The organism is Blautia sp. TM10-2, from assembly GCF_003480845.1.
GTDB lineage: Bacteria > Bacillota > Clostridia > Lachnospirales > Lachnospiraceae > Fusicatenibacter > Fusicatenibacter saccharivorans.
Genome location: NZ_QUJZ01000010.1, coordinates 17447 through 40440, shown reverse-complemented (window position 1 = coordinate 40440; position 22994 = coordinate 17447). Strand labels below are relative to the sequence as shown.

Genomic DNA, 22994 nt, shown 5'->3' with positions numbered 1-22994 from the left:
TACTGATCCGGAAGATCTGATAGAAAAAAGAGCCGGAACGAAAAAGTTCGTTGCACTTTTTGAGGGTTCGTGGTAGAATAGCCCGTGAGCCTGCAAAAAAGGCGGACAGACGAAGAAGAAAAACAGCGGCTGGCAGAACGAACGAAGAAGTGAGGGATGTCGGCTGCTTTCGCGTCTAAAAAAAGTATAATCTGTAATTCGTAGTAATTCATAATGAAATGTTCGGCCGCAGATGCGGCAAAGGGTAAAAATCGTGATCAAAGAAGAGATTGTCAGAGAACTTTATGCAATTGCAGGGGAAGATGCGGTACAGACCGCAGAACCGATGAAAAATCATACGACCTTCCGCGTGGGCGGTCCGGCAGATTATTTCGTCGCTCCTCATACAGAAGAAGAAATCAGAAAAATCGTGGCTCTCTGCGAAGAAAAAGAGATCCCGTGGTTCGTCACCGGAAACGGCAGTAATCTCGTTGTAAGTGACGAGGGCTACCACGGTGTGATTCTTTCGGTTTACAAAAACTTTCAGGGAATCGAAGTGGAAGGAAACAGAATCCGGGCGAAAGCCGGAAGCATGCTCGTATCCATCAGCCGGGCGGCAAGAGAAGCCGGTCTTTCCGGTATGGAGTTTGCCTCCGGAATCCCTGGAACTTTAGGCGGCGGCGTCCGTATGAACGCGGGAGCCTACGGCGGAGAGATGAAGGATATTGTACAGAATGTCACTGTACTCACAAGAGAAGGTGAGATCCGGAAACTGGAAAAAGAAGAGCTCGGCTTCGGCTACCGTGCCAGCGTCATCAAAGACAGAGGCTACGTCGTACTTGGAGCAGAACTTATGCTTGTTCCGGGAGATAAAGAAGAAATTCTTGCCCGTATGCAGGAATTGAAAAACAAGCGGGTAGAGAAACAGCCGCTCGAGTATCCGAGCGCCGGCAGCGCATTCAAGCGGCCGGAAGGCTATTTCGCAGGCAAGCTTGTGATGGATGCCGGACTTTCCGGCTATGCAGTCGGCGGTGCAAAAGTATCGGAAAAACACTGCGGCTTTCTGATCAATGCAGGTGGTGCAACCGCATCGGATGTGATGGAACTGATCCGTCAGATCCAGGCAAAAGTAAAAGAACAGTTTGGCGTACAGCTTGAGCCGGAAATCCAGTTCCTCGGGGAATTCTGATTTTCGTTATCCACCAAAGGAGAAAAAACATGCGTTTTGTAATTGTGACCGGCATGTCCGGTGCGGGAAAAAGTACAGCGTTGAAAATGCTGGAGGACGCGGAATATTTCTGCGTCGATAACCTTCCGATCCCGCTGGTTGAAAAATTTGCACAGCTTACCGCCGACGGTACTTCCGGAGAAATCCAGAAAGTGGCAGTCGGAATCGATATCCGAAGCGGCCAGGCGCTCCCGGACCTGCAGAATGTTCTGGAGTGGATGAGCATCAACGGAATCTGCTATGAGATCCTGTTTCTGGACGCGTCCGATGACGTGCTGGTCAAACGATACAAAGAGACGAGAAGAACGCACCCGCTGGCAGGTCTTGGACGGGTGGATGAGGGAATTAGAAAAGAGCGCAAAGCACTTGAGTTCCTGAAAAAAGATGCGGACTACATTCTCGATACGAGCCAGCTTCTCACAAGAGAGCTGAAAGCGGAGCTCGATAAGATTTTCGTGCAGGATCAGAAATTCAAAAATCTGATGATTACCGTGCTCTCATTTGGATTCAAATACGGAATCCCGGCGGATTCGGACCTTGTTTTCGATGTGCGGTTCCTGCCGAATCCCTACTACGTAGAAGGCATGCGCCCGCTCTCCGGCAACGATGCTCCGGTGCGGGATTATGTGATGGGATTTGAGACAGCGCAGGTGTTTGCGGAAAAATTAGAGGATATGATCCGTTTTCTGATTCCGAATTATATTTCCGAGGGCAAGCATCAGCTCATTATCAGCATCGGCTGCACCGGCGGAAAACACCGTTCCGTAACCCTTGCCAACGAGCTGTACCGGCGTCTTTCCAACGCGAAGGACTATGGAATCCGGATTGAGCACCGGGATCTGGAAAAAGACGCCATCCGAAAAGGAATTTAGAGGTGGAAGGATGTCATTCTCAAGCGAGGTAAAAGAGGAATTATCGAGACATCTTCCGACGGCACGCCACTGCCAGATTGCGGAAACAGCGGCGATCCTGTCACTCTGCGGACAGATTTCCGAGAAGGACGGGACGATACGGATTCAGACAGAGAATGCGTATGTGGCAAGAAAGTACTTTACTTTATTGAAAAAAACATTTAATATAGAGGCAGAGCTTGCAGTTAAGCTGAATCAGAAGGAAAATACGTATCTGATCCGCGTAAATGACAGGGAAGAAACCCGTCAGATTCTGCAGGCAGTGAAGTTACACGAGACAGACCGGCAGTTAACAATGCCGATTCCGGCTGTTGTGGTACAGCGTCAGTGCTGCAAACGGGCATTTCTACGGGGCGCATTTTTAGCGTCCGGTTCCATCAGCGATCCCAACCGGTTTTACCATCTCGAAATTGTCTGCCCCGATGCGCCGAGAGCAGAACAGGTGCAGGAACTTCTGAAAAGCTTTGGAATTGATGCACGGATCGTTCTCCGGAAAAACCACCATGTGGTTTATATGAAAGAAGGCGCACAGATTGTGGAGATGCTTGGCATCATGGAAGCCAACATCGCACTTATGAATCTGGAAAACGTGCGGATCTTAAAAGAAATGCGCGGCAGTGTCAACCGAAAGGTGAACTGTGAAACTGCCAACATCAACAAAACGGTCAGCGCGGCGATCCGCCAGATCGAAGATATCCGGTATATCGAAGAAACCACAGGCTTTTCTTCTCTGCCGGAACCGCTGGAGCAGATGGCAAGGCTCCGCTTACAATACCCGGAAGCATCGCTTCTGGAACTGGGCAAGATGTTAACGCCGGTTGTTGGTAAATCCGGAGTTAATCATAGATTAAGGAAACTAAAAGAGATTGCAGAAGATTTGCGAAGGAAACAAGGAGGAGAAGTATTATGATTAAGAAACCAATCACAATTCGTCTTTCAAGCGGCCTGGAGGCGAGACCAGTTGCCATGCTGGTACAGGTAGCGAGCCAGTACGAAAGTGAAATCTACGTCGAGAGCGGCAGAAAAAAAGTAAATGCGAAGAGCATTATGGGTATGATGACACTTGGTCTGGACAATGGCGAGGAAGTTACCGTGACCGCAAACGGAAAAGACGAGAGCGAAGCCATGGACGGCGTTGAAAAATATTTAAGCAGTCCTTTTGCTGAATAATCTTACTGCACTTATAGCATGAACATAGAGCAAAACGGCATGTCAGAAAATTTTGACATGCCGTTTTGCTATGCTTTTTTATGTGAAATCAGACGAAAATCAGACCACGTTCTTCGCGCGGAACCAGTAGGTATAGAAATAGGAAAAACCGAGCGATTCATACAGTGTGATCGCAGGCGTGTTTCCCTCGACAACCTGAAGATATGCTTTCGTTGCACCGAGCCGGATTCCCTCGGAGAGGATTGTGCGGCAGATCGAGGAAGCGTAGTGGCGGTGGCGGTACGCAGGATGCACATGGATGGCATAGACACCGACGTAATCGCGGTCGCGGATGCCAAGGCCGGTGGCAACGATCGTTCCGGTTTCATCCTGGATGGAGGTACAGATGGTTTCTTTTGGAATAGCGCGGTACATCGAAGGAACGACCATGCGGTGCATCACGTTCGTCGTGCTCTTTAAAGCAAAGAGGCTGTCAATCCATTTCGGCGGGATAAAGCTGCTGACGGTCACGGCAACGGCAGGATCCTTTTTGGCAAAGTTCGCCAGATCCATTGTCATGACGTGCGTCGTGTGCTGGACTACATAGCCGCGGTCGGCGAGCATTGCATCAAAGCCGGGATTGACAAGCGGACTGATCTTGAAAATTGCCGGTGTACCCCAGCGACGGTAGATCTCCTCACAGTACTGCACTTTTTCCTCCACCGGAATCGTGGACGGCCCGATCTGCTCGACGCTGTTGGTCCGGTGTGTATAAAAATAAGAAAAACGAAGAATCCATCCGTCGTACAGCTCGATCTGGTGAGACGGCCATGCGTTCAGGGAAAGATCTTCGATGGTTTTGATCAGTGTATTCATATGAAAGTATTCCCCCTTTGGTTATGCATATAGTATAGAAGAAACAGGACAGATCTTCAAGAAAAAATCGAAAAATTCGACACGCGGAACCGGGCGGCCGGGACACGATGCGTAACGTTTTCTTGCATAATCGAAGAAAAGGGGTTATAATAGGGGGCAAAGACTGAGAATACAAGGAGAATTGAATATGTCAAAATTACTGAAGGTAATTGTGAATACGCTGCTTCTGCTTGCAATCCTGTCAGCAGGCGCACTGGTGATTCCGCCGTTTGCCGGCATCACGACACTTGTCTCAGACGGGATGGGAAATACCAACATTTCCCGCGGCGCTGTCACGTACGCAAAGAAGACAGATACGTCATCGGTTGCGACGGGAGACAAAATCCTGGTTGATGACAATTCCGGAAAGTATATCTATACGATACAGTCCCTCGACATCGCTGCCGGAACCGCATCCGTAAAAAATGTGATCAGTGGAGACACAACGGAAATTACCGTGAGAGCAACCGTGAGCAAAGTGATCATCACGATTCCGGTGATCGGCTTTCTGTCGATGGCGGCGCAGAGCAGAGAGGGAATCATGATCATCGGACTTGCCATTCTGTTTCTGGTCATTCTGTTCATCCTTTCCGAGGTATGGAAACGTGATGAAGAAGAGGATGAGGAAGAAGAGGAAGAAGACGAAGACGAGGACGATGAGAAAGCGTCCGAAGAGCTTCGCAGCAGAAAGAAAGCTGCTCTGGAAGAAAAAAAGAAACGGGAAGAACAGGAAATGATCGAACAGTTGAGAGCAGCCGACCAGAAAACGGCAGAAGAAGAGAAACAGGACGAATTTGAAATTCCGGATCTGGAAGAAGAAGAAACGGAGCAGGTGTCCTTTAATACCGTCGATCTGCAGAACCTTGTAAGAGGAGAAGAAACCGAAGAAATTCCGGAAGCCGTGGAAGAAACGGAAATCGTCGAAGAAACAGCGGAAGAAGTGACAGAAGAAACCGAAGAAACGGAATCAGCAGAGCCGGAAACTGTGGAAGAAATCGAAGAGTTTGAAGAAACCATCGAAGAGCCGGAACCGGAATCGTCCGAACCGATCGAACTTGCCATGCCGGTTTACACGGCGGAAGAACTCCTCCAGAAGGCCCACGCAGCCGGAGATGACCCGAAAGTCATTGAAGATCCTGCAACCGGCATCACAATCTTAGATTATTCCGACATTCTGTAACTATTCAGAGCCATGCGAACGAAAAGAACGCGAATCATGCTTGCATGAATGGACGTTCTTTTCTTTTTGTTCATATGGCAAGAAGCCACATCGAGATGCATCGCAGCGGAATCGAGATGGGGCTCTGAATAGTTGGAAAACGTCAAAAAAGAGAGAGATATAGGAAAAGTGCACAACACGGCACCCCTGTATTTCTCTTTTTGCATAAAAACGGATAAATCGAAAAAAATAAAAAAAAACCTTGATTTTTCGCGTGCTTTCTTGTATACTAACAACTGTTGTGACATTGATAGCGTTGAAGCGCGAGGTTGCCGCTGAGAAACAGCGGGTTTTCCGTGGAGCGAATGTCAAGTTAAAGAAACTGGCGACAAGTCACTGTACCCACAATTAAGTCCACCTGTAAGAGTGGAAACGACCGTGTGCAAACATCAGGACACACACGGGTAAGTGTACAGTCACCGCTTGTCGTACTCGTAAAAGTGCGAAAAGGAGGCGACTTTTTTTATGGCAAGTCAAGTAATGAGAATTACACTGAAAGCGTATGATCATCAGTTAGTAGATGCATCTGCACAGAAAATTATCGAAACTGTAAAGAAGAACGGAGCAACGGTGAGCGGACCAGTACCGCTTCCAACGAAGAAAGAGGTAGTAACTATCCTTCGTGCCGTTCATAAGTACAAAGATTCCCGTGAGCAGTTCGAGCAGAGAACCCACAAGAGACTGATTGATATCATCGCACCTACCCAGAAAACAGTGGATGCATTATCAAGACTGGAAATGCCGGCTGGCGTTTACATCGACATCAAGATGAAAAGCAAATAAGATCAGCTGTAAAAAGTCCGGGATCAGCCCCCGGCCATCAATTAAGTAAGCAATAGATGATATAGAAGCAACACTCATTCGAAGGAATCAACATCCCTAAGGGTCATAGTGTTCCACTTATATCAACTGTTCGCTAGAATGAACTTCTTTATAATAGGAAGTTCCGCTGTAGATAAAACAGGAGGTAAAAGGAATGAAGAAAGCAATTTTAGCTACAAAAGTCGGAATGACTCAGATCTTCGACGAAAACGGTGTTTTAGTACCGGTAACTGTATTGCAGGCAGGTCCGTGTGTTGTAACACAGGTGAAAACCGCAGACAACGACGGGTACAGTGCAATTCAGGTAGGCTTCGGCGAGAAGAAAGAAAACCGTGTGAACAAACCAATGAAAGGCCAGTTCGCAAAAGCAGGTGTTTCCTGCAAGAGATATCTGAAAGAGTTCAGATTTGAAGATGCCGAAACCTATACATTAGGACAGGAAATCAAGGCCGATATCTTTGGCGCAGGCGACAAAATCGACGCTACTGCAACAAGCAAAGGTAAAGGATTCCAGGGTGCCATCAAGAGACATGGTCAGTCCAGAGGACCTATGGCTCATGGTTCCAAATATCATCGTCACGCAGGTTCCAATGGTGCTTGCTCCGATCCGAGTAAGGTATTCAAAGGAAAAAGAATGCCAGGACAGATGGGTGGAAAGAAAATCACCGTACAGAACCTGGAAATCGTAAAAGTTGACGTAGAGAACAATTTACTGTTAGTCAAAGGTGCTGTACCAGGACCGAAGAAATCCATGGTTACCATCAAAGAGACAGTAAAATGCGGTAAATAAGTTCGTTGAAAGGAGGAACACACGTAATGGCTAACGTATCTGTATTAAATATGGAAGGCAAAGAAGTTGGCAGCATGGAGCTTAATGATGCAGTGTTCGGTGTAGAAATCAACGAGCATCTGGTACATCAGGCTGTAGTGCTTCAGCTTGCAAATAATCGTCAGGGAACTCAGAAAGCTAAAACCCGTTCCGAAGTAAGCGGTGGCGGAAGAAAACCGTGGAGACAGAAAGGAACAGGTCACGCAAGACAGGGTTCAACAAGAGCTCCTCAGTGGACAGGCGGCGGAGTTGTATTCGCTCCAGTACCAAGAGATTACTCTTTCAAAATGAACAAGAAAGAGAAAAGAGCTGCATTAAAATCCGTTCTGACAAGCAAAGTTCAGGAGAACAAATTCATCGTTCTTGATGAGCTGAAACTTGCAGAGGTTAAAACAAAAGAGATGAAGAAAGTGCTTGATAACCTCAAAGTAAACAACGCACTGGTAATCATCGGAGATGACAGCGAAAACGTAGCACTTTCCGCAAGAAACATTGCTGGCGTTCAGACTGCATCTGTTAATACCATCAATGTATTCGACATGCTGAAATACAACACCATCATCGCAACCAAGAGCAGTGTTGCATCTATCGAGGAGGTGTACGCATAATGGCAGATATCAGATATTACGACGTAATCCTGAAACCAATCGTAACTGAGAAGAGCATGAACGCTATGGGCGAGAAGAAATACACATTTATGGTTCACCCGGAAGCAAACAAATCTCAGATTAAAGAAGCAGTTGAGAAAATGTTCGAAGGAACAAAAGTAAAAAGCGTAAACACCATGAACATGGACGGAAAGAACAAACGTCGTGGAATGGTAGTTGGAAAAACTGCAAAGAGCAAGAAAGCAATCGTTGCTCTGACCGAGGACAGCAAAGACATCGAAATCTTCGAAGGACTTTAATTAGCAGCTGTTCGAAATATGCACACATAAGTGCGATACGAAATGAAAGGAGAACAAAGTAATGGGAATCAAAAGCTTTAACCCATATACACCTTCCAGAAGACACATGACCTCCTCTGATTTCAACGAAATCACGAAGAGCACACCGGAGAAATCTCTGGTAGTGTCCCTGAAGAAAAACGCTGGTCGTAACAACCAGGGTAAAATCACTGTAAGACACCGCGGAGGCGGAAGCAGAAGAAAATACAGAATCATCGACTTCAAGAGAAGAAAAGATGATGTTCCGGCAATCGTTAAATCGATCGAGTACGATCCGAACAGAACAGCAAACATCGCTCTGATCTGCTATGCAGACGGCGAGAAAGCATACATCCTGGCTCCGGAAGGACTGAAAGTTGGCATGAAGGTTATGAGCGGCGCTGCTGCCGAGGTAAGACCTGGAAACTGCCTGCCGCTGTCCGAGATTCCGGTTGGTACCATGGTTCACAACGTAGAGCTTCATGCAGGCAAAGGCGGACAGCTTGTTCGTGCAGCTGGTAATGGCGCTCAGCTGATGGCTAAAGAAGGTAAATACGCAACCCTTCGTCTTCCGTCTGGAGAGATGAGAATGGTTCCGATCAACTGCCGTGCATCCATCGGTGTTGTTGGAAATGGCGAGCACAGCCTGATCAACATTGGTAAAGCAGGACGGAAACGTAACATGGGTATCCGCCCGACTGTACGTGGTTCTGTCATGAACCCGAATGACCATCCACATGGTGGTGGAGAAGGAAAGACCGGTATCGGACGTCCGGGCCCGTCTACTCCTTGGGGAAAACCGGCTCTTGGCCTGAAGACCAGAGCAAAGAACAAGCAGTCTAACAAGTACATCGTAAGAAGACGCGATGGAAAAGCTTTATCGAAATAAGGAGGTAAACGATGTCTCGTTCATTAAAAAAAGGACCATTTGCAGATGAAAGCCTGTTAAAGAAAGTTGACGCTGCAAACGCTTCAGGAGATAAAACAGTCATTAAAACCTGGTCACGTCGTTCTACAATCTTCCCGTCATTCGTTGGACACACAATCGCTGTTCATGACGGAAGAAAACATGTGCCGGTATACGTTACAGAGGATATGGTTGGACACAAACTCGGTGAGTTCGTAGCAACCAGAACCTACAGAGGTCACGGCAAGGACGAGAAGAAATCCGGCGTCCGCTAAGTAGAATGATTTGAGAGAGGAGGTTTTTTAGCAATGGCTAAAGGACATAGAAGTCAGATTAAAAGAGCAAGAAATGCTAACAAAGATACCAGACCGTCTGCAAAGTTATCCTACGCTAGAATGTCTGCGCAGAAAGCTGGATTTGTTTTAGATGCAATCCGCGGTAAAGACGTAACAACCGCACTTGGTATTGTAACTTATAACCCGAGATATGCCTCCAGCGTAGTGAAAAAACTGCTGGAGTCCGCAATCGCAAACGCTGAGAACAACAACGGTCTTTCCAGAGAAAACCTGTATGTAGCTGAGTGCTTCGCTAACAAGGCTCCGACCATGAAGAGAATTCATCCGAGAGCACAGGGCAGAGCTTACAGAATCCTGAAGAGAAACAGCCACATCACGATTGTGTTAGACGAGAAATAAGGAGGACATGTCATGGGACAGAAAGTTAATCCACACGGCCTGAGAGTCGGTGTTATTAAAGACTGGGATTCCAAATGGTATGCCGAGGGTGATTTCGCAGATAACCTCGTTGAGGACTACAACATCCGCACATACCTGAAGAAGAAACTGTACAGCGCAGGTGTTTCCAAGATCGAAATCGAAAGAGCATCTGACAGAGTAAAAGTTATCATCTACACCGCAAAACCGGGCGTTGTTATCGGTAAAGGCGGAGCAGAGATCGAGAAAGTAAAAGCTGAAGTTCAGAAACTGACTGACAAAAAGCTTATCGTAGATATCAAAGAAGTAAAAAGACCGGACCGCGATGCACAGCTTGTTGCTGAGAACATTGCATTACAGCTGGAGAACCGTATTTCCTTCCGTCGTGCTATGAAATCTACCATGCAGCGTACGATGAGAGCTGGCGCTAAGGGAATCAAAACATCTGTATCCGGACGTCTTGGTGGAGCTGATATGGCTCGTACCGAGTTCTACAGCGAGGGAACTATTCCGCTGCAGACCCTGCGTGCCGATATCGATTATGGATTCGCTGAAGCAGATACCACTTACGGTAAAGTTGGCGTAAAAGCATGGATCTACAATGGCGAAGTACTTCCAACCAGAACTAAAAAGGAAGGGAGCGAGAATTAATTATGTTAATGCCGAAGAGAGTTAAACGTCGTAAACAGTTCCGTGGTTCCATGAAGGGTAAAGCCCTCAGAGGAAACAAAATTAACTACGGTGAATTTGGTCTCGTAGCCCTTGAGCCATGCTGGATCAAATCCAATCAGATCGAGGCAGCCCGTATCGCCATGACACGTTACATCAAACGTGGTGGTAAAGTTTGGATCAAAATTTTCCCGGACAAACCAGTAACCGCACAGCCGGCTGAGACCCGAATGGGTTCCGGAAAAGGTTCTCTGGAGTACTGGGTAGCAGTAGTAAAACCAGGCCGTGTAATGTTCGAAATCGCAGGTGTTCCGGAAGAAACAGCCCGCGAGGCATTACGTCTTGCCATGCATAAGTTACCATGTAAATGCAAAGTAGTTTCTCGTGCAGACTTAGAAGGCGGTGATAACAGTGAAAACTAACGAATTTGTAAAAGATTTAAATACAAAGAGCGCAGCTGAGCTGAATGACGAATTAGTAGCTGCTAAAAAGGAACTCTTCAATTTAAGATTCCAGAACGCAACCAACCAGCTTGACAATACCAGCCGAATCAAAGAGGTTCGCAAAAATATTGCAAGAATCCAGACTGTTATTGCCCAGAAGGCAAACGCAGCTGAGTAATTAGGAGGAAAATATCGTGGAAGAAAGAAATCTTAGAAAAACTCGCGTGGGCAAAGTTGTCAGCGATAAGATGGATAAGACTATCGTGGTTGCCATCGAAGACCATGTAAAACATCCTCTGTACAAGAAAATTGTAAAAAGCACATATAAGCTGAAAGCACACGATGCAAACAACGAGTGCCATGTAGGTGATACCGTACGAGTTATGGAAACAAGACCTTTATCCAAAGATAAGAGATGGAGACTTGTGGAGATCGTTGAGAAAGCGAAATAAATAAGAGATCAGAATGCTAAAGGAGGAATACCAGCATGATTCAGCAGGAAACTAGACTGAAAGTCGCTGACAACACCGGTGCAAAAGAAATCTTATGCATTCGTGTTATGGGCGGTTCTACAAGAAGATATGCCAACATTGGTGATGTAATCGTTGCTTCGGTCAAAGATGCAACACCAGGCGGCGTTGTTAAAAAAGGTGACGTAGTAAAAGCTGTTGTTGTAAGAAGCGTAAAAGGCGCTCGTCGTAAAGACGGTTCTTACATCAAATTTGATGAGAACGCAGCAGTTATTATCAAAGATGACAAAACTCCAAAAGGAACCCGTATTTTTGGACCAGTAGCCAGAGAGCTTCGTGAGAAACAGTTCATGAAGATTGTTTCCTTAGCTCCGGAAGTATTATAGGAGGACAGCTATGTCAATGAAGATTAAAAAAGGCGATACCGTAAAGGTAATCGCCGGCAAAGATAAAGACAAAACCGGCAAAGTAGTCAGCGTTGACGTAAAGAACAACCGTGTTGTTGTTGAAGGCGTAAACATGATTACAAAGCATGAGAAACCGTCTATGAGCAATCAGCAGGGCGGAATCGTTAACAAAGAAGCTCCTATCGATGCATCCAACGTAATGCTGGTTGTAAAAGGAGTTCCGACCCGCGTTGGAATCAAAGTTGAGATGGTTGAGAAAAACGGCAAAACAAAAGCTGTTAGAACCCGCGTTGCAAAAGCAAAAGAGCTGAACGGCGCAGTAATTGATTAAGGAAGAGAGGAGGCAAAACCGTGAGTAGACTGAAAGATCTTTACAACGAGCAGATCGTTGATGCAATGACCAAAAAATTTGGATACAAAAACGTGATGGAAGTGCCGAAGCTCTCCAAAATCGTAATCAACATGGGTGTTGGTGAAGCTAAGGAGAACGCTAAACTTCTGGACGCTGCAATCAGTGATATGGAAGCTATCACCGGACAGAAAGCAGTTACCACCAAAGCGAAAAATTCCGTAGCAAACTTTAAAATCCGTGAGGGTATGCCGATCGGATGCAAAGTTACCCTTCGTGGCGAGAAAATGTACGAGTTCGCAGACCGCCTGATCAACCTGGCACTGCCTCGTGTACGTGACTTCCGCGGCGTAAATCCGAACGCTTTCGATGGCAGAGGAAACTATGCTCTTGGTATCAAAGAGCAGCTGATTTTCCCAGAGATCGAGTATGATAAAGTTGATAAAGTCAGAGGTATGGACATTATCTTCGTTACCACTGCTAACACAGATGAAGAAGCTCGTGAATTACTGACATTATTCAACATGCCATTCGCAAAGTAATAGGAGGAATTGATTCATGGCTAAAACAGCAATGAAAATCAAACAGCAGCGCAAAGCTAAATTCTCTACAAGAGAATACAATCGTTGCAGAATTTGTGGCCGTCCACACGCATATTTAAGAAAATACGGAATCTGCAGAATCTGCTTCCGTGAATTAGCATACAAAGGCCAGATTCCTGGCGTTAAGAAAGCTAGTTGGTAAAATTTTAGAAGGAGGCAAATTCAAATGAGTATGAGTGATCCGATTGCAGATATGCTTACAAGAATCCGTAACGCTAACACTGCAAAACATGATACAGTAGATGTTCCGGCATCCAAAATGAAAATCGCAATCGCTGATATCCTGGTAAACGAGGGATACATTGCAAAATATGAACTCAGCGATGAGGGTGCATTCCAGAATATGCACATCACCCTGAAATACGGCGCTGACAAAAACGAGAAGATCATCACCGGTCTGAAGAGAATCTCCAAACCGGGTCTGAGAATCTATGTTGGCAAAGATGAGCTGCCGAGAGTACTTGGCGGACTTGGAATCGCTATTCTTTCCACAAACCAGGGTGTTATCACCGATAAAGAAGCTCGTAAGCTGCAGGTCGGCGGCGAGGTTCTGGCATTCGTTTGGTAATAGAAACGAAACAAAGCAACTGAAAACAGAGAGAGCGTAAGGCTCTCTCCGAAAATCTAAGTTAATAGGAGGAAATTGGTATGTCACGTATTGGAAGACTGCCAGTGGCAATTCCTGCAGGTGTAACAGTAGACATCCAGGAAAACAACCACGTTGTAGTAAAAGGACCAAAAGGAACATTAGAGAGAACTCTCCCGTCTGAAATGACCATCAAACTGGAAGACGGACACGTAGTAGTTACAAGACCGAACGATCTGAAGAAAATGAAAGCTCTTCATGGTCTGACCAGAACTCTGATCCACAACATGGTAATTGGTGTTAGCGAAGGCTATACCAAAACACTGGAAGTAAACGGTGTAGGTTACAGAGCTGCAAAACAGGGCAACAAATTAGTTCTGTCTCTTGGATATTCTCATCCGGTAGAGATGATCGATCCGGAAGGACTCTCCTCCGCTGTAGACGGCAACAAGATCATTGTTTCCGGTATCAGCAAAGAGAAAGTTGGCCAGTATGCCGCTGAAATCAGAGACAAGAGAAGACCTGAGCCATACAAGGGCAAGGGAATCAAGTATGCTGATGAAGTGATCAGACGTAAAGTTGGTAAGACTGGTAAGAAATAATTAAGGAGAGTGTGAACATGATTAGTAAAGTATCAAGAGCGCAGATGCGCCAGAAAAAGCATAGAAGATTACGTAATCATATCGTAGGTACTGCACAGCGTCCGCGTCTGTGTGTATTCCGCAGCAATAACCATATGTATGCTCAGATTATCGACGATACGATTGGAAATACTTTAGTTTCTGCTTCTACTCTTCAGAAAGATGTTAAAGCAGAGCTTGAGAAAACCAACAATGTAGATGCAGCAGCATATCTTGGAACCGTTCTTGGAAAGAAAGCTGTAGAAGCAGGTATTACTGAAGTTGTATTTGACCGTGGCGGATTCATCTACCAGGGAAAAATCCAGGCATTCGCAGACGCAGCTAGAGAAGCTGGGCTGGTATTCTAAGAAAGGAAGGAAAAGAACACATGAAGCATACAATTATTGATGCAAGCCAGTTCGAACTGGAAGAAAAAGTCGTATCAATTAAGCGTGTTACAAAAGTTGTTAAAGGTGGTCGTAACTTCCGTTTCACAGCTTTAGTAGTTGTCGGCGACGGCAATGGACACGTAGGCGCAGGCCTTGGAAAAGCAGCCGAGATTCCGGAAGCTATCCGCAAAGGTAAAGAAGACGCTATGAAGAAACTGGTAAGCGTAGCAATCAATGAGAACGGAAGTATCACTCATGACTACGTAGGTAAATTCGGAAGCGCAGAGGTTCTGTTGAAGAAAGCTCCTGAAGGTACTGGTGTCATCGCTGGTGGCCCAGCCCGTGCCGTAATCGAGTTAGCTGGTATTAAGAACATCCGTACAAAATCCCTTGGATCCAGAAATAAGCAGAACGTAGTTCTGGCTACCATCGCTGGTCTGTCTGAGCTGAAGACTCCAGAAGAAGTAGCAAGACTTCGCGGCAAATCTACAAACGAGATCTTTGCTTAAGGAGGATGTGAAAAATGGCAGATAAATTAAAAGTAACACTGGTGAAATCCCCGATCGGATGTGTTCCGAAACACAGAAGAACCGTGGAAGCACTGGGTCTGAAAAAAGTTAACAAGACGGTAGAACTGCCGGATAACGCAGCAGTTCGCGGCATGGTTAATCAGGTTTCTTACCTGGTTAAAGTAGAAGAAGCATAAGGAGGTACCGTAATGGACTTATCTAATTTACAGCCGGCTGAAGGTTCCAGACAGAACGATAACTTCCGCAGAGGCCGTGGACATGGTTCAGGAAATGGTAAAACAGCAGGTAAAGGCCACAAAGGACAGAAAGCACGTTCCGGAGCACCGAGACCGGGATTTGAAGGTGGTCAGATGCCTTTATACAGACGTCTTCCGAAGAGAGGTTTCAAAAACAGAAACTCCAAGGAAATCGTTGGAATCAATGTAGATGCTCTGAATCGTTATGAGGACGGAGCTGTTGTAACCGTAGAAACTATGATTGAGACTGGTCTTGTTTCCAATCCGAGAGATGGCGTAAAAATCCTTGGAAACGGTGAAGTCACCAAAAAACTCACTGTAAAAGCAAATGCTTTCAGCGAGAGCGCAAAGGCAAAAATTGAAGCGGCAGGTGGAACAGTCGAGGTGATCTAATGTTTAAGACCTTTATCAATGCATTTAAGGTCAAAGATGTTCGTCGCAAAATATTTTATGTGCTTATGATGCTTGTTGTCATCCGGTTAGGCTCTCAGATGCCTGTACCGGGTGTCAATACAAGCTTTTTTGCGAATTATTTTGCAAATAATACGAATGAGGCATTCAGCTTCCTGAATGCATTCACGGGCGGCGGTTTCGACCGTTTCTCCATCTTTGCTCTGAGTATTACACCGTACATTACTTCTTCCATCATTATTCAGCTGCTCACCATTGCAATTCCACGACTTGAGGAAATGCAGCGTGACGGCGAAGAGGGAAGAAAGAAAATGACTGCGATTACTCGTTATGTGACAGTAGGTCTTGCATTGTTTGAGTCTGTTGCTATGGCAGTAGGCTTTGGACGCCAGGGACTCCTCACCACTTTTAACGCAGTTAATGTGATTGTTGTAGTGGCAGCTCTGACAGCCGGTTCTGCCTTCCTTATGTGGGTGGGAGAACAGATCAACGACAAGGGCGTTGGAAATGGTATTTCTATGGTCCTGTTAATCAACATCCTTTCCAGAATCCCGCAGGATATGGTAACCCTTTACGAAACTTTCGTAAAAGGCAAAACCATCGCGCGTGGTCTGCTGATGTGGATTATCATCGCTGTTGTGATCATCGCTGTTGTTGTGCTGGTACTGATCCTGAATGGCGCTGAGAGAAGAATTCCGGTACAGTATTCCAAGAAAATGGCCGGAAGAAAAATGGTTGGCGGACAGTCATCCAATATTCCGCTGAAGGTAAATACAGCGGGCGTTATCCCGATCATCTTTGCATCATCCATCATGTCTTTCCCATCGATTATCCTGTCGTTTGTCGGAAAGTCGGATATCAAAGGTATCGGCGGAACGCTGATCAAGATGCTGAATTCCAACAACTGGTTTGACAAAACCAATCCAGTTGCTTCGCTGGGCCTGATTCTCTACATTGTCCTTGTTATTTTCTTCGCTTATTTCTATACCTCCATCACCTTCAACCCGATGGAAGTTGCAGATAACATGAAAAAACAGGGCGGCTTTATCCCAGGCATCCGCCCGGGTAAATCCACGGTAGATTATCTGAACAATCTGCTCAGCTATATTATTTTTATCGGTGCAGCAGGTCTTACCATTGTTGCAGTGATTCCATTTTTCTTTAATGGATTTTTCAAAGCGAATGTATCCTTTGGAGGTACTTCTCTGATCATTATTGCCAGCGTAATTCTGGAAACCTTAAAACAGATTGAATCCATGATGCTGGTACGCAATTACAAAGGATTCTTAAACGATTAAGGCATAAGAGGGACTGTCTGGATAAGACAGGCCCTTTCTTTTGTTTAAAGCGCTTTTAAAGAGGCTTTAACAGAGAAAATTTTTGCTATTGTGGTTTACTTTATGGTATAATAGGGTAAATTACACGCAGCGGATTGCTGCAAATTCAAACATGGGAGGAAAAGCGCATGAAAATTATTATGTTGGGGGCACCTGGTGCCGGAAAAGGTACACAGGCAAAACAGATCGCTGCAAAATATGAGATTCCTCATATTTCAACCGGCGATATCTTCCGCGCAAATATCAAAGAGGGAACCGAGCTTGGAAAGAAAGCGAAAGCATTCATGGACAAGGGAGAACTCGTTCCGGACGAGCTGACCTGCGATCTTGTTGTAGACCGTATTTCCAAACCGGACGCAGCAAAGGGCTACGTGCTGGATGGCTTCCCAAGAACGATTCCGCAGGCAGAGGCTCTGACCAAAGCCCTGGAAGCACGCGGAGAGAAAATTGACTACGCAATCAATGTGGAAGTGCCGGATGAAAACATCGTTCACCGCATGGGCGGACGCCGTGCCTGCATCGGATGCGGAGCAACGTATCATGTAGAATTCAACGCGCCGAAGGTAGAAGACGTATGCGATACCTGCGGCGGCGAGCTGGTTCTCCGTGACGACGACAAACCTGAGACTGTACAGAAGAGACTGTCTGTATATCATGCTCAGACACAGCCTCTGATTGACTACTATAAGAAAGCCGACGTTCTGGTGGAAGTTGACGGAACCCAGGATATCAATGTGGTATTTCAGGATATAGTAAAGATTTTAGGAGCGTAAAGGATGTCCATATCAATTAAAACTGCCCGGGAAATTGAGAGAATGCGCCACGCCGGTGAGCTGCTGGAGAAGGTACACGACGAATTAGGCCGCGCCATTCATCCGGGAATGTCAACATGGGAAATCAATAAGCTCGGAGAAGAAATGATCCGCAGCTTTGGATGCACTCCCAACTTTTTAAACTATAATGGGTATCCGGCTTCGATCTGCGTTTCTGTGAACGAGGAAGTGGTTCACGGAATCCCAAGTAAAAAACGGATTCTGAAAGAGGGCGACATTGTCAGCCTGGATGCGGGACTTATCTATGAAGGATACCATTCCGACGCAGCCCGCACACACGCGGTCGGTGAGATCTCGCCGGAGGCAAGAAAACTGGTGGAAGTAACACGCCAGGCCTTTTTTGAAGGAATCAAATACGCAAAAGCAGGCCATCATCTTCATGAGATTTCGGCGGCGATCGGTGCATACGCAGAGAGCTTCGGCTACGGCGTTGTCCGCGACCTGGTAGGCCACGGCATCGGAACGCACCTGCACGAAGATCCGGCAGTGCCGAACTTCGCACAGCCAAGCCGCGGCGTCCGTCTGCAGCCTGGCATGACGCTCGCCATCGAGCCGATGATCACAGCCGGAGGCTATGCAGTCAGATGGCTGGATGATGACTGGACCGTTGTGACAGAAGACGGCTCTCTTGCCGCACATTATGAGAACACGATTCTGATTACGGAGGGAGAACCGGAAATTCTGACACTTTCGCATACGGAGGAGGATTTATGAAACCGATTGTGAAAGGAATGTTTGCCAGAAGCCTGGCCGGCCACGATAAAGGAAAGCTGTATGTGATTTCGGATGTACAGGAGCCATACGTATTCCTGGTGGACGGAAAAATCCGTACCGCCAACCGGCCGAAAAAGAAGAAGCTGATTCACGTACAGCCGGATTACGAAATGACGGATGCGGTTCGTGATGAAGATATCCGTAAGGCATTAAAAGAAAAAAGTTGCAAAGAGTTGAAGGAGGATTAATCAATGTCTAAGGCAGATGTAATTGAAGTAGAGGGAACTGTCCTCGAGAAATTACCAAACGCAATGTTTAAAGTAGAACTGGAAAATAAACACGTTGTACTGGCTCATATCAGCGGAAAGCTGCGTATGAACTTTATCCGTATTCTTCCGGGAGACAAAGTAACCATCGAGCTGTCCCCATACGATCTGGACAAGGGACGTATTATCTGGAGAGATAAATAAGAAATACGATAAAAAAAGCCATCCGGCATGCCGGATGGCTTTTTCTCTGTATGTGTTTCTCTGTATTCATCCCCAATAACAGTAACCGTTCTACAGAACAAAGATTTCGATCACCGGCCTTCAGATTTCTGACAGCCACAAAGCAAGCACCAGTCTGCAAACCCTGCAGCATCCGCGGCGGCGGGCATCTGAATTTCTTTTCAGTCCCTTTTGAAACCTTCCAGATGTATTATGCAATATTTTAATAGAAAAAGCAATGAAAAAAGTATAAAATTTTATGAAAACTTTTTGTAAAAACCAGGAGAATTTGTGCACTTTTGAAACAAAATTTTTAAACCGTCAGAAAAAAAAGAAAAAGTGAAAAGACAGGAGAAAAGAGCGGCCGGAAAACCGTGAAAATGACAGATGAGGGCTCGAAAGCGACAGAAGAATATATGTTTGTGAATTCTGTGTGAAGTTGAAATATTTGGTTGAATTCTCAAAATAATGTGATACAATGCAATAGAGAAACTTTACGGAGAAATTTTACCGGGAAGGATCTCCTGTGCGGTGCGGTAAAATCCATGTACCGGCAGAAATCAGGGAAACATTTTATGAAACAGCAGGCTGCAGTCTGAAAAAAATTCGGATCTGCAGCAATGGCATCGCTGCTCCTTACAGATAACAGGAAAGGAAAATGTGCAATGACAAAAAGGGGAAAGAAAAAAGGCCTTGTTGCAGCATTGAGCGTAGTTGCAGTGATTGTTTTACTTGCCGCTGCATATGGAATCTTCTGTCTGATCATCGAGGATGACAAAATCTGGGCAGATGCTTCTATTAACGGAGTAAACATTCAGGGAATGAGCAAAAAAGAAGCTGCGCAGACAGTAGAACAGAAGTTTGAAGAAGATTATAAAGATACAGCTGTTACCGTTGAGCTGGATGGTCAGCAGTATACGATGAACGTATTTCCAATGCTGGGGATGGATGCTTCCGCAGAAATTGAAAAAGCATATGAAAAAGGCCATGGAAATCTTCTGGTTCGCGGTCTGGAGTGGGTCGAGATGAAATGGGGAAAGGCAGAGAAGCTTTCCTATGATGTGCAGCCGACTGCGACCCATCCAGATGAGGTGGAAGGAATTGTACAGGCATCCGGCATTCAGGATTACAACTCCATGCAGGATACTACATATGAAGTAACAGATACCGGCCTGATCGTGCATAAAGGCATTTCCGGAACCAGACCGGATGTGGATGCCTTAAAACAGCAGATCCAGACGAATGTGACAGCAATGAATTTCCAGGATGTAATTTCCTGCCCGACGGCAGAAAATCAGCTGACGGAGCCGGATTTTGCCGGAATTGCAAGCCAGATTTATACCGAGCCGGTCAATGCGACGCTGGATCCGGACAACGGATATTCCGTTGTGGCATCGAAAAACGGAACCTCAATGGATGCGGACAGTGCGAAAGCCGAGTATGAGAGTGCAGAAGAAAATACGGATATCACGATTCCGTTTACCTTTACCGAGCCGGAGATTACAACCGAGAAGATGAACGCAAATCTGTTTAAAGACACGCTTGGAAGTTACAGCTCCAGCGCAGCAGGTGGAACGAGCGGAAGAATTCACAACGTCGGACTTACGGCATCTATCTGCAACGGACAGATCGTTCTGCCGGGAGAAACCTTCTCTTTTAATGGTGTCGTAGGTGATACAACGGCGGAAAAAGGATACCAGGAGGCAGCAGGCTATCAGGATGGCAAAGTCGTCCAGGTACTTGGAGGAGGCGAATGCCAGGTGTCTTCCACACTGTTTTCCGCTATTTTGTATACAGACCTTGATGTGTTGGAAAGAGCCAACCATTCGATGCCGGTACATTATGTGCCGTCAGGAATGGATGCAACCGTATTCTGGGATTCACCGGATTTCAAATTTGAAAATAATCATAAGTATCCGGTGAAAATTGTGATGAATATGGACAGCAGTGATACACTGACCGTAAAAATTCTCGGAACAAAAGAAAACGACTATACCATTGAGCCAAGGGTAGAGCAGATCGATGAGATGAGTAATGTAACGTATCGTGATTATAAAGATGCAAGCGGAAATGTAGTAAAATCAGAATCCGTATGCGCAAGCAAATACAAACCGCTGAACTCAGGATCATGATGCAAAAAAAGATGTTACCTGTAAAAAACAGGCGGGACAGAGAAGAGAAATCTGTCCCGCCTGTTTTTTTCTTACCAGTGGGAGAGATGAAAAAATGCACAGAAAAAGAGCAAAAAAAAATGAAAAAATATGTAAAAAATTTCTTGCATTTCCGGGAACAAAATGCTATACTATAAAACGAACTTTTGCGCGTGGACTTTTTTCTAACCCACAAAAAGAAAACGCATTCCAAAAGTTTACAACAGAAAATTCCCCTACACGGGGCGCTAAGGAGCAAAGAAAGGAGGATTCATCATGAAGGTTAGATCTTCTGTAAAACCGATCTGCGAGAAATGCAAAGTTATCAAAAGAAAAGGTAGCATCAGAATCATTTGTGAGAATCCAAAGCACAAACAGCGCCAGGGCTAATCCGTCATTAGGCTTGATCGTAATTGTGCAGATTTTAAGTGCGGCTGCAGCGAGGACGCGCGTGAATGCGTTGTTCTGCTGTTAATATTATAAAGTGAGACACCTGGCAAGTTGCAGCCAGGACACCTCCGGCGGGTGGACGCGCGGAGCGCAGACATCCCTTATAATATTGCTTAATACTCCGATCTGTCAGGTGGCAGAAGGAGAAAGGTCGTGCGAACACGGCTGGATACACGCATACCTGTATCCCAATTAGGAAAATATTAATGTTTTAGAAAAATGGAGGACAAAGTACATGGCTCGTATAGCTGGTGTAGACTTACCAAGAGACAAACGTGTTGAGATTGGTCTGACCTATATCTACGGAATCGGTAGAACAAGTGCAGATCGTATCTTAAAAGAAGCTGGAGTAAATCCGGACACACGCTGCAGAGATTTGACAGACGATGAAGTAAAGAGACTCAGCGCAGTTATCGATGAGAGTCAGGTTGTAGAAGGAGATCTTCGTAGAGAAATCGCTATGAACATCAAACGTCTGCAGGAGATCGGATGCTACAGAGGTATCCGTCATCGTAAAGGCCTTCCGGTTCGTGGTCAGAAAACAAAGACCAACGCAAGAACCCGCAAAGGTCCTAAGAGAACTGTTGCAAATAAGAAGAAATAATTTAACCAGTAGTCCAATATAAGATTAAGAAAGTGTAGGTTAGTTTTAAAATGGCAAAAGTGACAAAGAAAACGACAAAACGTCGTGTCAGAAAAAACGTTGAACACGGACAGGCACATATCCAGTCTTCCTTCAATAATACAATCGTAACACTGACTGATGCAGAAGGAAATGCTCTTTCTTGGGCAAGTGCCGGCGGTCTGGGATTTAGAGGTTCAAGAAAATCTACTCCATACGCAGCTCAGATGGCTGCAGAAACTGCTACCAAAGCAGCGCTGGTTCATGGCTTAAAGACTGTTGACGTTATGGTAAAAGGACCAGGATCAGGTCGTGAAGCTGCAATCCGTGCCCTTCAGGCATGCGGTCTTGAAGTTACAAGCATCCGCGACGTAACACCGGTTCCGCACAACGGATGCCGCCCACCAAAACGTAGAAGAGTCTGATTAGGAGGTTAAGAACATGGCAGTAAATAGAGTACCAGTCCTGAAAAGATGCAGATCCCTCGGAATGGATCCTGTATATCTTGGAATTGATAAGAAGTCCACAAGACAGCTGAAAAGAGCAAACAGAAAAATGTCTGAGTATGGTCTTCAGTTAAGAGAAAAACAGAAAGCAAAATTCATCTACGGCGTTCTGGAGAAACCTTTTGTTAACTATTACAAAAAGGCTGACAGAATGGAAGGACAGACTGGTGAGAACCTGATGATCCTTCTTGAGCTCCGTCTGGACAACGTTCTGTTCCGTATGGGAATGGCTAGAACCAGAAAAGAAGCACGTCAGATCGTTGACCACAAACACGTTCTGGTTAACGGCAAACAGGTAAATATCCCGTCTTACCTTGTAAGCGCTGGTGATACCATCGAAATCAAAGAGGGTAAAAAATCCTCTCAGAGATATAAAGACATCGTAGAGGTTACAGGCGGCCGTCTGACTCCGGAATGGATCGAGGCTGATCTTGAGGCACTCAAAGGTGTTGTAAAAGAGCGTCCTACCCGCGAAATGATCGATGTTCCGGTTGACGAAGTGCAGATCGTCGAGCTGTATTCTAAATAAAGAATCGCCATACGCGGAAGGCTTTATTCCCATGAGTAATGAGCCAACCAATTTAA

The 22994-nt window shown here is 45.8% G+C and carries 38 protein-coding genes; 37 read left to right on the top strand and 1 reads right to left on the bottom strand.

Translation table 11 applies throughout. The features are described 5' to 3' along the window. Positions 1-256 precede the first annotated feature (256 nt). The 4 genes from murB to DXD92_RS11340 are packed head-to-tail and all read left to right on the top strand — an operon-like array spanning position 257 to position 3288. Positions 257-1168 carry a UDP-N-acetylmuramate dehydrogenase gene (gene murB, locus DXD92_RS11355; RefSeq protein ID WP_416388107.1) on the top strand — a complete coding sequence of 304 codons (912 nt, stop codon included), beginning with the start codon at positions 257-259 and terminating at the stop codon, positions 1166-1168. 29 nt (positions 1169-1197) lie between these two features. Further along, positions 1198-2079, top strand: coding sequence for an RNase adapter RapZ (gene rapZ / locus DXD92_RS11350; RefSeq protein WP_022461841.1), 882 nt, complete (start codon positions 1198-1200; stop codon positions 2077-2079). 10 nt (positions 2080-2089) lie between these two features. After that, positions 2090-3028 (top strand): DNA-binding protein WhiA, encoded by a 939-nt coding sequence (whiA, locus tag DXD92_RS11345; protein ID WP_022461840.1) that lies wholly within the window; start codon positions 2090-2092, stop codon positions 3026-3028. Then, positions 3025-3288 carry an HPr family phosphocarrier protein gene (locus DXD92_RS11340; RefSeq protein WP_022461839.1) on the top strand — a complete coding sequence of 88 codons (264 nt, stop codon included), beginning with the start codon at positions 3025-3027 and terminating at the stop codon, positions 3286-3288. The genes whiA and DXD92_RS11340 overlap by 4 nt, the downstream gene beginning before the upstream one ends. 99 nt (positions 3289-3387) lie before the next feature. Here the strand turns inward: DXD92_RS11340 and DXD92_RS11335 are convergent, their stop codons facing one another. Next, positions 3388-4143 carry a GNAT family N-acetyltransferase gene (locus tag DXD92_RS11335; protein ID WP_117510467.1) on the bottom strand — a complete coding sequence of 252 codons (756 nt, stop codon included), beginning with the start codon at positions 4141-4143 and terminating at the stop codon, positions 3388-3390. 187 nt (positions 4144-4330) lie between these two features. Between DXD92_RS11335 and DXD92_RS11330 the strand changes: the two genes are divergently transcribed. From DXD92_RS11330 to rpsD, 33 genes are all read left to right on the top strand, one after another. After that, positions 4331-5362: a hypothetical protein gene (locus DXD92_RS11330; RefSeq protein ID WP_118640546.1), complete on the top strand. Its 1032-nt coding sequence runs from the start codon at positions 4331-4333 to the stop codon at positions 5360-5362. Between the two features lie 504 nt (positions 5363-5866). Beyond that, positions 5867-6184 (top strand): 30S ribosomal protein S10, encoded by a 318-nt coding sequence (gene rpsJ, locus DXD92_RS11325; protein ID WP_118640545.1) that lies wholly within the window; start codon positions 5867-5869, stop codon positions 6182-6184. Between the two features lie 193 nt (positions 6185-6377). After that, positions 6378-7013 carry a 50S ribosomal protein L3 gene (gene rplC, locus DXD92_RS11320; RefSeq protein ID WP_022461666.1) on the top strand — a complete coding sequence of 212 codons (636 nt, stop codon included), beginning with the start codon at positions 6378-6380 and terminating at the stop codon, positions 7011-7013. A 26-nt stretch (positions 7014-7039) separates the two neighbouring features. After that, the gene (gene rplD / locus DXD92_RS11315) at positions 7040-7660 is read left to right on the top strand and encodes a 50S ribosomal protein L4 (RefSeq protein ID WP_022461665.1); all 621 of its coding nucleotides are present in this window, start codon (positions 7040-7042) and stop codon (positions 7658-7660) included. Next, positions 7660-7959, top strand: a complete 300-nt coding sequence (rplW, locus tag DXD92_RS11310; RefSeq protein ID WP_022461664.1) for a 50S ribosomal protein L23 — start codon at positions 7660-7662, stop codon at positions 7957-7959. Before rplD ends, rplW begins: the two co-directional genes overlap by 1 nt. Before the next feature lie 61 nt (positions 7960-8020). After that, positions 8021-8866, top strand: a complete 846-nt coding sequence (gene rplB, locus DXD92_RS11305) for a 50S ribosomal protein L2 (RefSeq protein ID WP_055266980.1) — start codon at positions 8021-8023, stop codon at positions 8864-8866. Positions 8867-8877: 11 nt separating this feature from the next. Then, positions 8878-9159, top strand: coding sequence for a 30S ribosomal protein S19 (gene rpsS / locus DXD92_RS11300; RefSeq protein ID WP_022461662.1), 282 nt, complete (start codon positions 8878-8880; stop codon positions 9157-9159). 33 nt (positions 9160-9192) lie between these two features. Beyond that, the gene (rplV, locus tag DXD92_RS11295) at positions 9193-9579 is read left to right on the top strand and encodes a 50S ribosomal protein L22 (protein WP_022461661.1); all 387 of its coding nucleotides are present in this window, start codon (positions 9193-9195) and stop codon (positions 9577-9579) included. A gap of 12 nt (positions 9580-9591) precedes the next feature. Continuing rightward, positions 9592-10248 (top strand): 30S ribosomal protein S3, encoded by a 657-nt coding sequence (rpsC, locus tag DXD92_RS11290; RefSeq protein WP_022461660.1) that lies wholly within the window; start codon positions 9592-9594, stop codon positions 10246-10248. A 2-nt stretch (positions 10249-10250) separates the two neighbouring features. After that, the gene (rplP, locus tag DXD92_RS11285; protein WP_022461659.1) at positions 10251-10688 is read left to right on the top strand and encodes a 50S ribosomal protein L16; all 438 of its coding nucleotides are present in this window, start codon (positions 10251-10253) and stop codon (positions 10686-10688) included. Beyond that, on the top strand, positions 10678-10887 hold the full coding sequence (gene rpmC, locus DXD92_RS11280; RefSeq protein ID WP_022461658.1) for a 50S ribosomal protein L29: 210 nt from the start codon (positions 10678-10680) through the stop codon (positions 10885-10887). The genes rplP and rpmC overlap by 11 nt, the downstream gene beginning before the upstream one ends. A gap of 16 nt (positions 10888-10903) precedes the next feature. After that, the gene (rpsQ, locus tag DXD92_RS11275) at positions 10904-11161 is read left to right on the top strand and encodes a 30S ribosomal protein S17 (RefSeq protein WP_022461657.1); all 258 of its coding nucleotides are present in this window, start codon (positions 10904-10906) and stop codon (positions 11159-11161) included. 35 nt (positions 11162-11196) lie between these two features. Next, positions 11197-11565, top strand: coding sequence for a 50S ribosomal protein L14 (gene rplN / locus DXD92_RS11270; RefSeq protein WP_022461656.1), 369 nt, complete (start codon positions 11197-11199; stop codon positions 11563-11565). A 10-nt stretch (positions 11566-11575) separates the two neighbouring features. After that, complete coding sequence (gene rplX, locus DXD92_RS11265) at positions 11576-11917, top strand: 50S ribosomal protein L24 (protein WP_022461655.1); 342 nt, start codon at positions 11576-11578, stop codon at positions 11915-11917. A 20-nt stretch (positions 11918-11937) separates the two neighbouring features. Further along, entirely contained in the window at positions 11938-12477 is a 540-nt protein-coding gene (gene rplE, locus DXD92_RS11260; protein ID WP_022461654.1) for a 50S ribosomal protein L5, read from the top strand. A 16-nt stretch (positions 12478-12493) separates the two neighbouring features. Next, positions 12494-12679, top strand: coding sequence for a type Z 30S ribosomal protein S14 (locus tag DXD92_RS11255; protein ID WP_022461653.1), 186 nt, complete (start codon positions 12494-12496; stop codon positions 12677-12679). Between the two features lie 24 nt (positions 12680-12703). Beyond that, positions 12704-13105: a 30S ribosomal protein S8 gene (rpsH, locus tag DXD92_RS11250; RefSeq protein WP_022461652.1), complete on the top strand. Its 402-nt coding sequence runs from the start codon at positions 12704-12706 to the stop codon at positions 13103-13105. Between the two features lie 80 nt (positions 13106-13185). Continuing rightward, positions 13186-13725, top strand: a complete 540-nt coding sequence (gene rplF, locus DXD92_RS11245; protein ID WP_022461651.1) for a 50S ribosomal protein L6 — start codon at positions 13186-13188, stop codon at positions 13723-13725. Positions 13726-13742: 17 nt separating this feature from the next. Further along, the gene (gene rplR / locus DXD92_RS11240; protein WP_022461650.1) at positions 13743-14111 is read left to right on the top strand and encodes a 50S ribosomal protein L18; all 369 of its coding nucleotides are present in this window, start codon (positions 13743-13745) and stop codon (positions 14109-14111) included. Positions 14112-14131: 20 nt separating this feature from the next. After that, complete coding sequence (gene rpsE / locus DXD92_RS11235) at positions 14132-14641, top strand: 30S ribosomal protein S5 (protein ID WP_022461649.1); 510 nt, start codon at positions 14132-14134, stop codon at positions 14639-14641. A gap of 14 nt (positions 14642-14655) precedes the next feature. Further along, positions 14656-14838, top strand: coding sequence for a 50S ribosomal protein L30 (rpmD, locus tag DXD92_RS11230; protein WP_022461648.1), 183 nt, complete (start codon positions 14656-14658; stop codon positions 14836-14838). 12 nt (positions 14839-14850) lie between these two features. Beyond that, on the top strand, positions 14851-15291 hold the full coding sequence (gene rplO, locus DXD92_RS11225) for a 50S ribosomal protein L15 (RefSeq protein WP_022461647.1): 441 nt from the start codon (positions 14851-14853) through the stop codon (positions 15289-15291). After that, positions 15291-16607, top strand: coding sequence for a preprotein translocase subunit SecY (gene secY, locus DXD92_RS11220; RefSeq protein WP_022461646.1), 1317 nt, complete (start codon positions 15291-15293; stop codon positions 16605-16607). The genes rplO and secY overlap by 1 nt, the downstream gene beginning before the upstream one ends. A gap of 167 nt (positions 16608-16774) precedes the next feature. Then, on the top strand, positions 16775-17419 hold the full coding sequence (locus tag DXD92_RS11215) for an adenylate kinase (RefSeq protein WP_118640544.1): 645 nt from the start codon (positions 16775-16777) through the stop codon (positions 17417-17419). A gap of 3 nt (positions 17420-17422) precedes the next feature. Continuing rightward, on the top strand, positions 17423-18193 hold the full coding sequence (gene map / locus DXD92_RS11210; RefSeq protein WP_118640543.1) for a type I methionyl aminopeptidase: 771 nt from the start codon (positions 17423-17425) through the stop codon (positions 18191-18193). Continuing rightward, positions 18190-18441 (top strand): KOW domain-containing RNA-binding protein, encoded by a 252-nt coding sequence (locus tag DXD92_RS11205; protein WP_022461643.1) that lies wholly within the window; start codon positions 18190-18192, stop codon positions 18439-18441. Before map ends, DXD92_RS11205 begins: the two co-directional genes overlap by 4 nt. A 3-nt stretch (positions 18442-18444) precedes the next feature. After that, positions 18445-18663, top strand: coding sequence for a translation initiation factor IF-1 (infA, locus tag DXD92_RS11200; RefSeq protein ID WP_022461642.1), 219 nt, complete (start codon positions 18445-18447; stop codon positions 18661-18663). Positions 18664-19346: 683 nt separating this feature from the next. Then, positions 19347-20813: a VanW family protein gene (locus DXD92_RS11195; RefSeq protein ID WP_158581777.1), complete on the top strand. Its 1467-nt coding sequence runs from the start codon at positions 19347-19349 to the stop codon at positions 20811-20813. A 94-nt stretch (positions 20814-20907) separates the two neighbouring features. Next, positions 20908-21111 carry a hypothetical protein gene (locus tag DXD92_RS11190; protein WP_055220743.1) on the top strand — a complete coding sequence of 68 codons (204 nt, stop codon included), beginning with the start codon at positions 20908-20910 and terminating at the stop codon, positions 21109-21111. Further along, entirely contained in the window at positions 21108-21221 is a 114-nt protein-coding gene (gene rpmJ / locus DXD92_RS11185) for a 50S ribosomal protein L36 (RefSeq protein ID WP_003022746.1), read from the top strand. Before DXD92_RS11190 ends, rpmJ begins: the two co-directional genes overlap by 4 nt. 295 nt (positions 21222-21516) lie before the next feature. Then, positions 21517-21885, top strand: a complete 369-nt coding sequence (gene rpsM / locus DXD92_RS11180) for a 30S ribosomal protein S13 (RefSeq protein WP_022461573.1) — start codon at positions 21517-21519, stop codon at positions 21883-21885. A gap of 50 nt (positions 21886-21935) precedes the next feature. Continuing rightward, positions 21936-22328, top strand: coding sequence for a 30S ribosomal protein S11 (gene rpsK / locus DXD92_RS11175; protein ID WP_022461574.1), 393 nt, complete (start codon positions 21936-21938; stop codon positions 22326-22328). A 16-nt stretch (positions 22329-22344) separates the two neighbouring features. Next, positions 22345-22938 carry a 30S ribosomal protein S4 gene (gene rpsD, locus DXD92_RS11170; protein ID WP_022461575.1) on the top strand — a complete coding sequence of 198 codons (594 nt, stop codon included), beginning with the start codon at positions 22345-22347 and terminating at the stop codon, positions 22936-22938. Positions 22939-22994 lie beyond the last annotated feature (56 nt).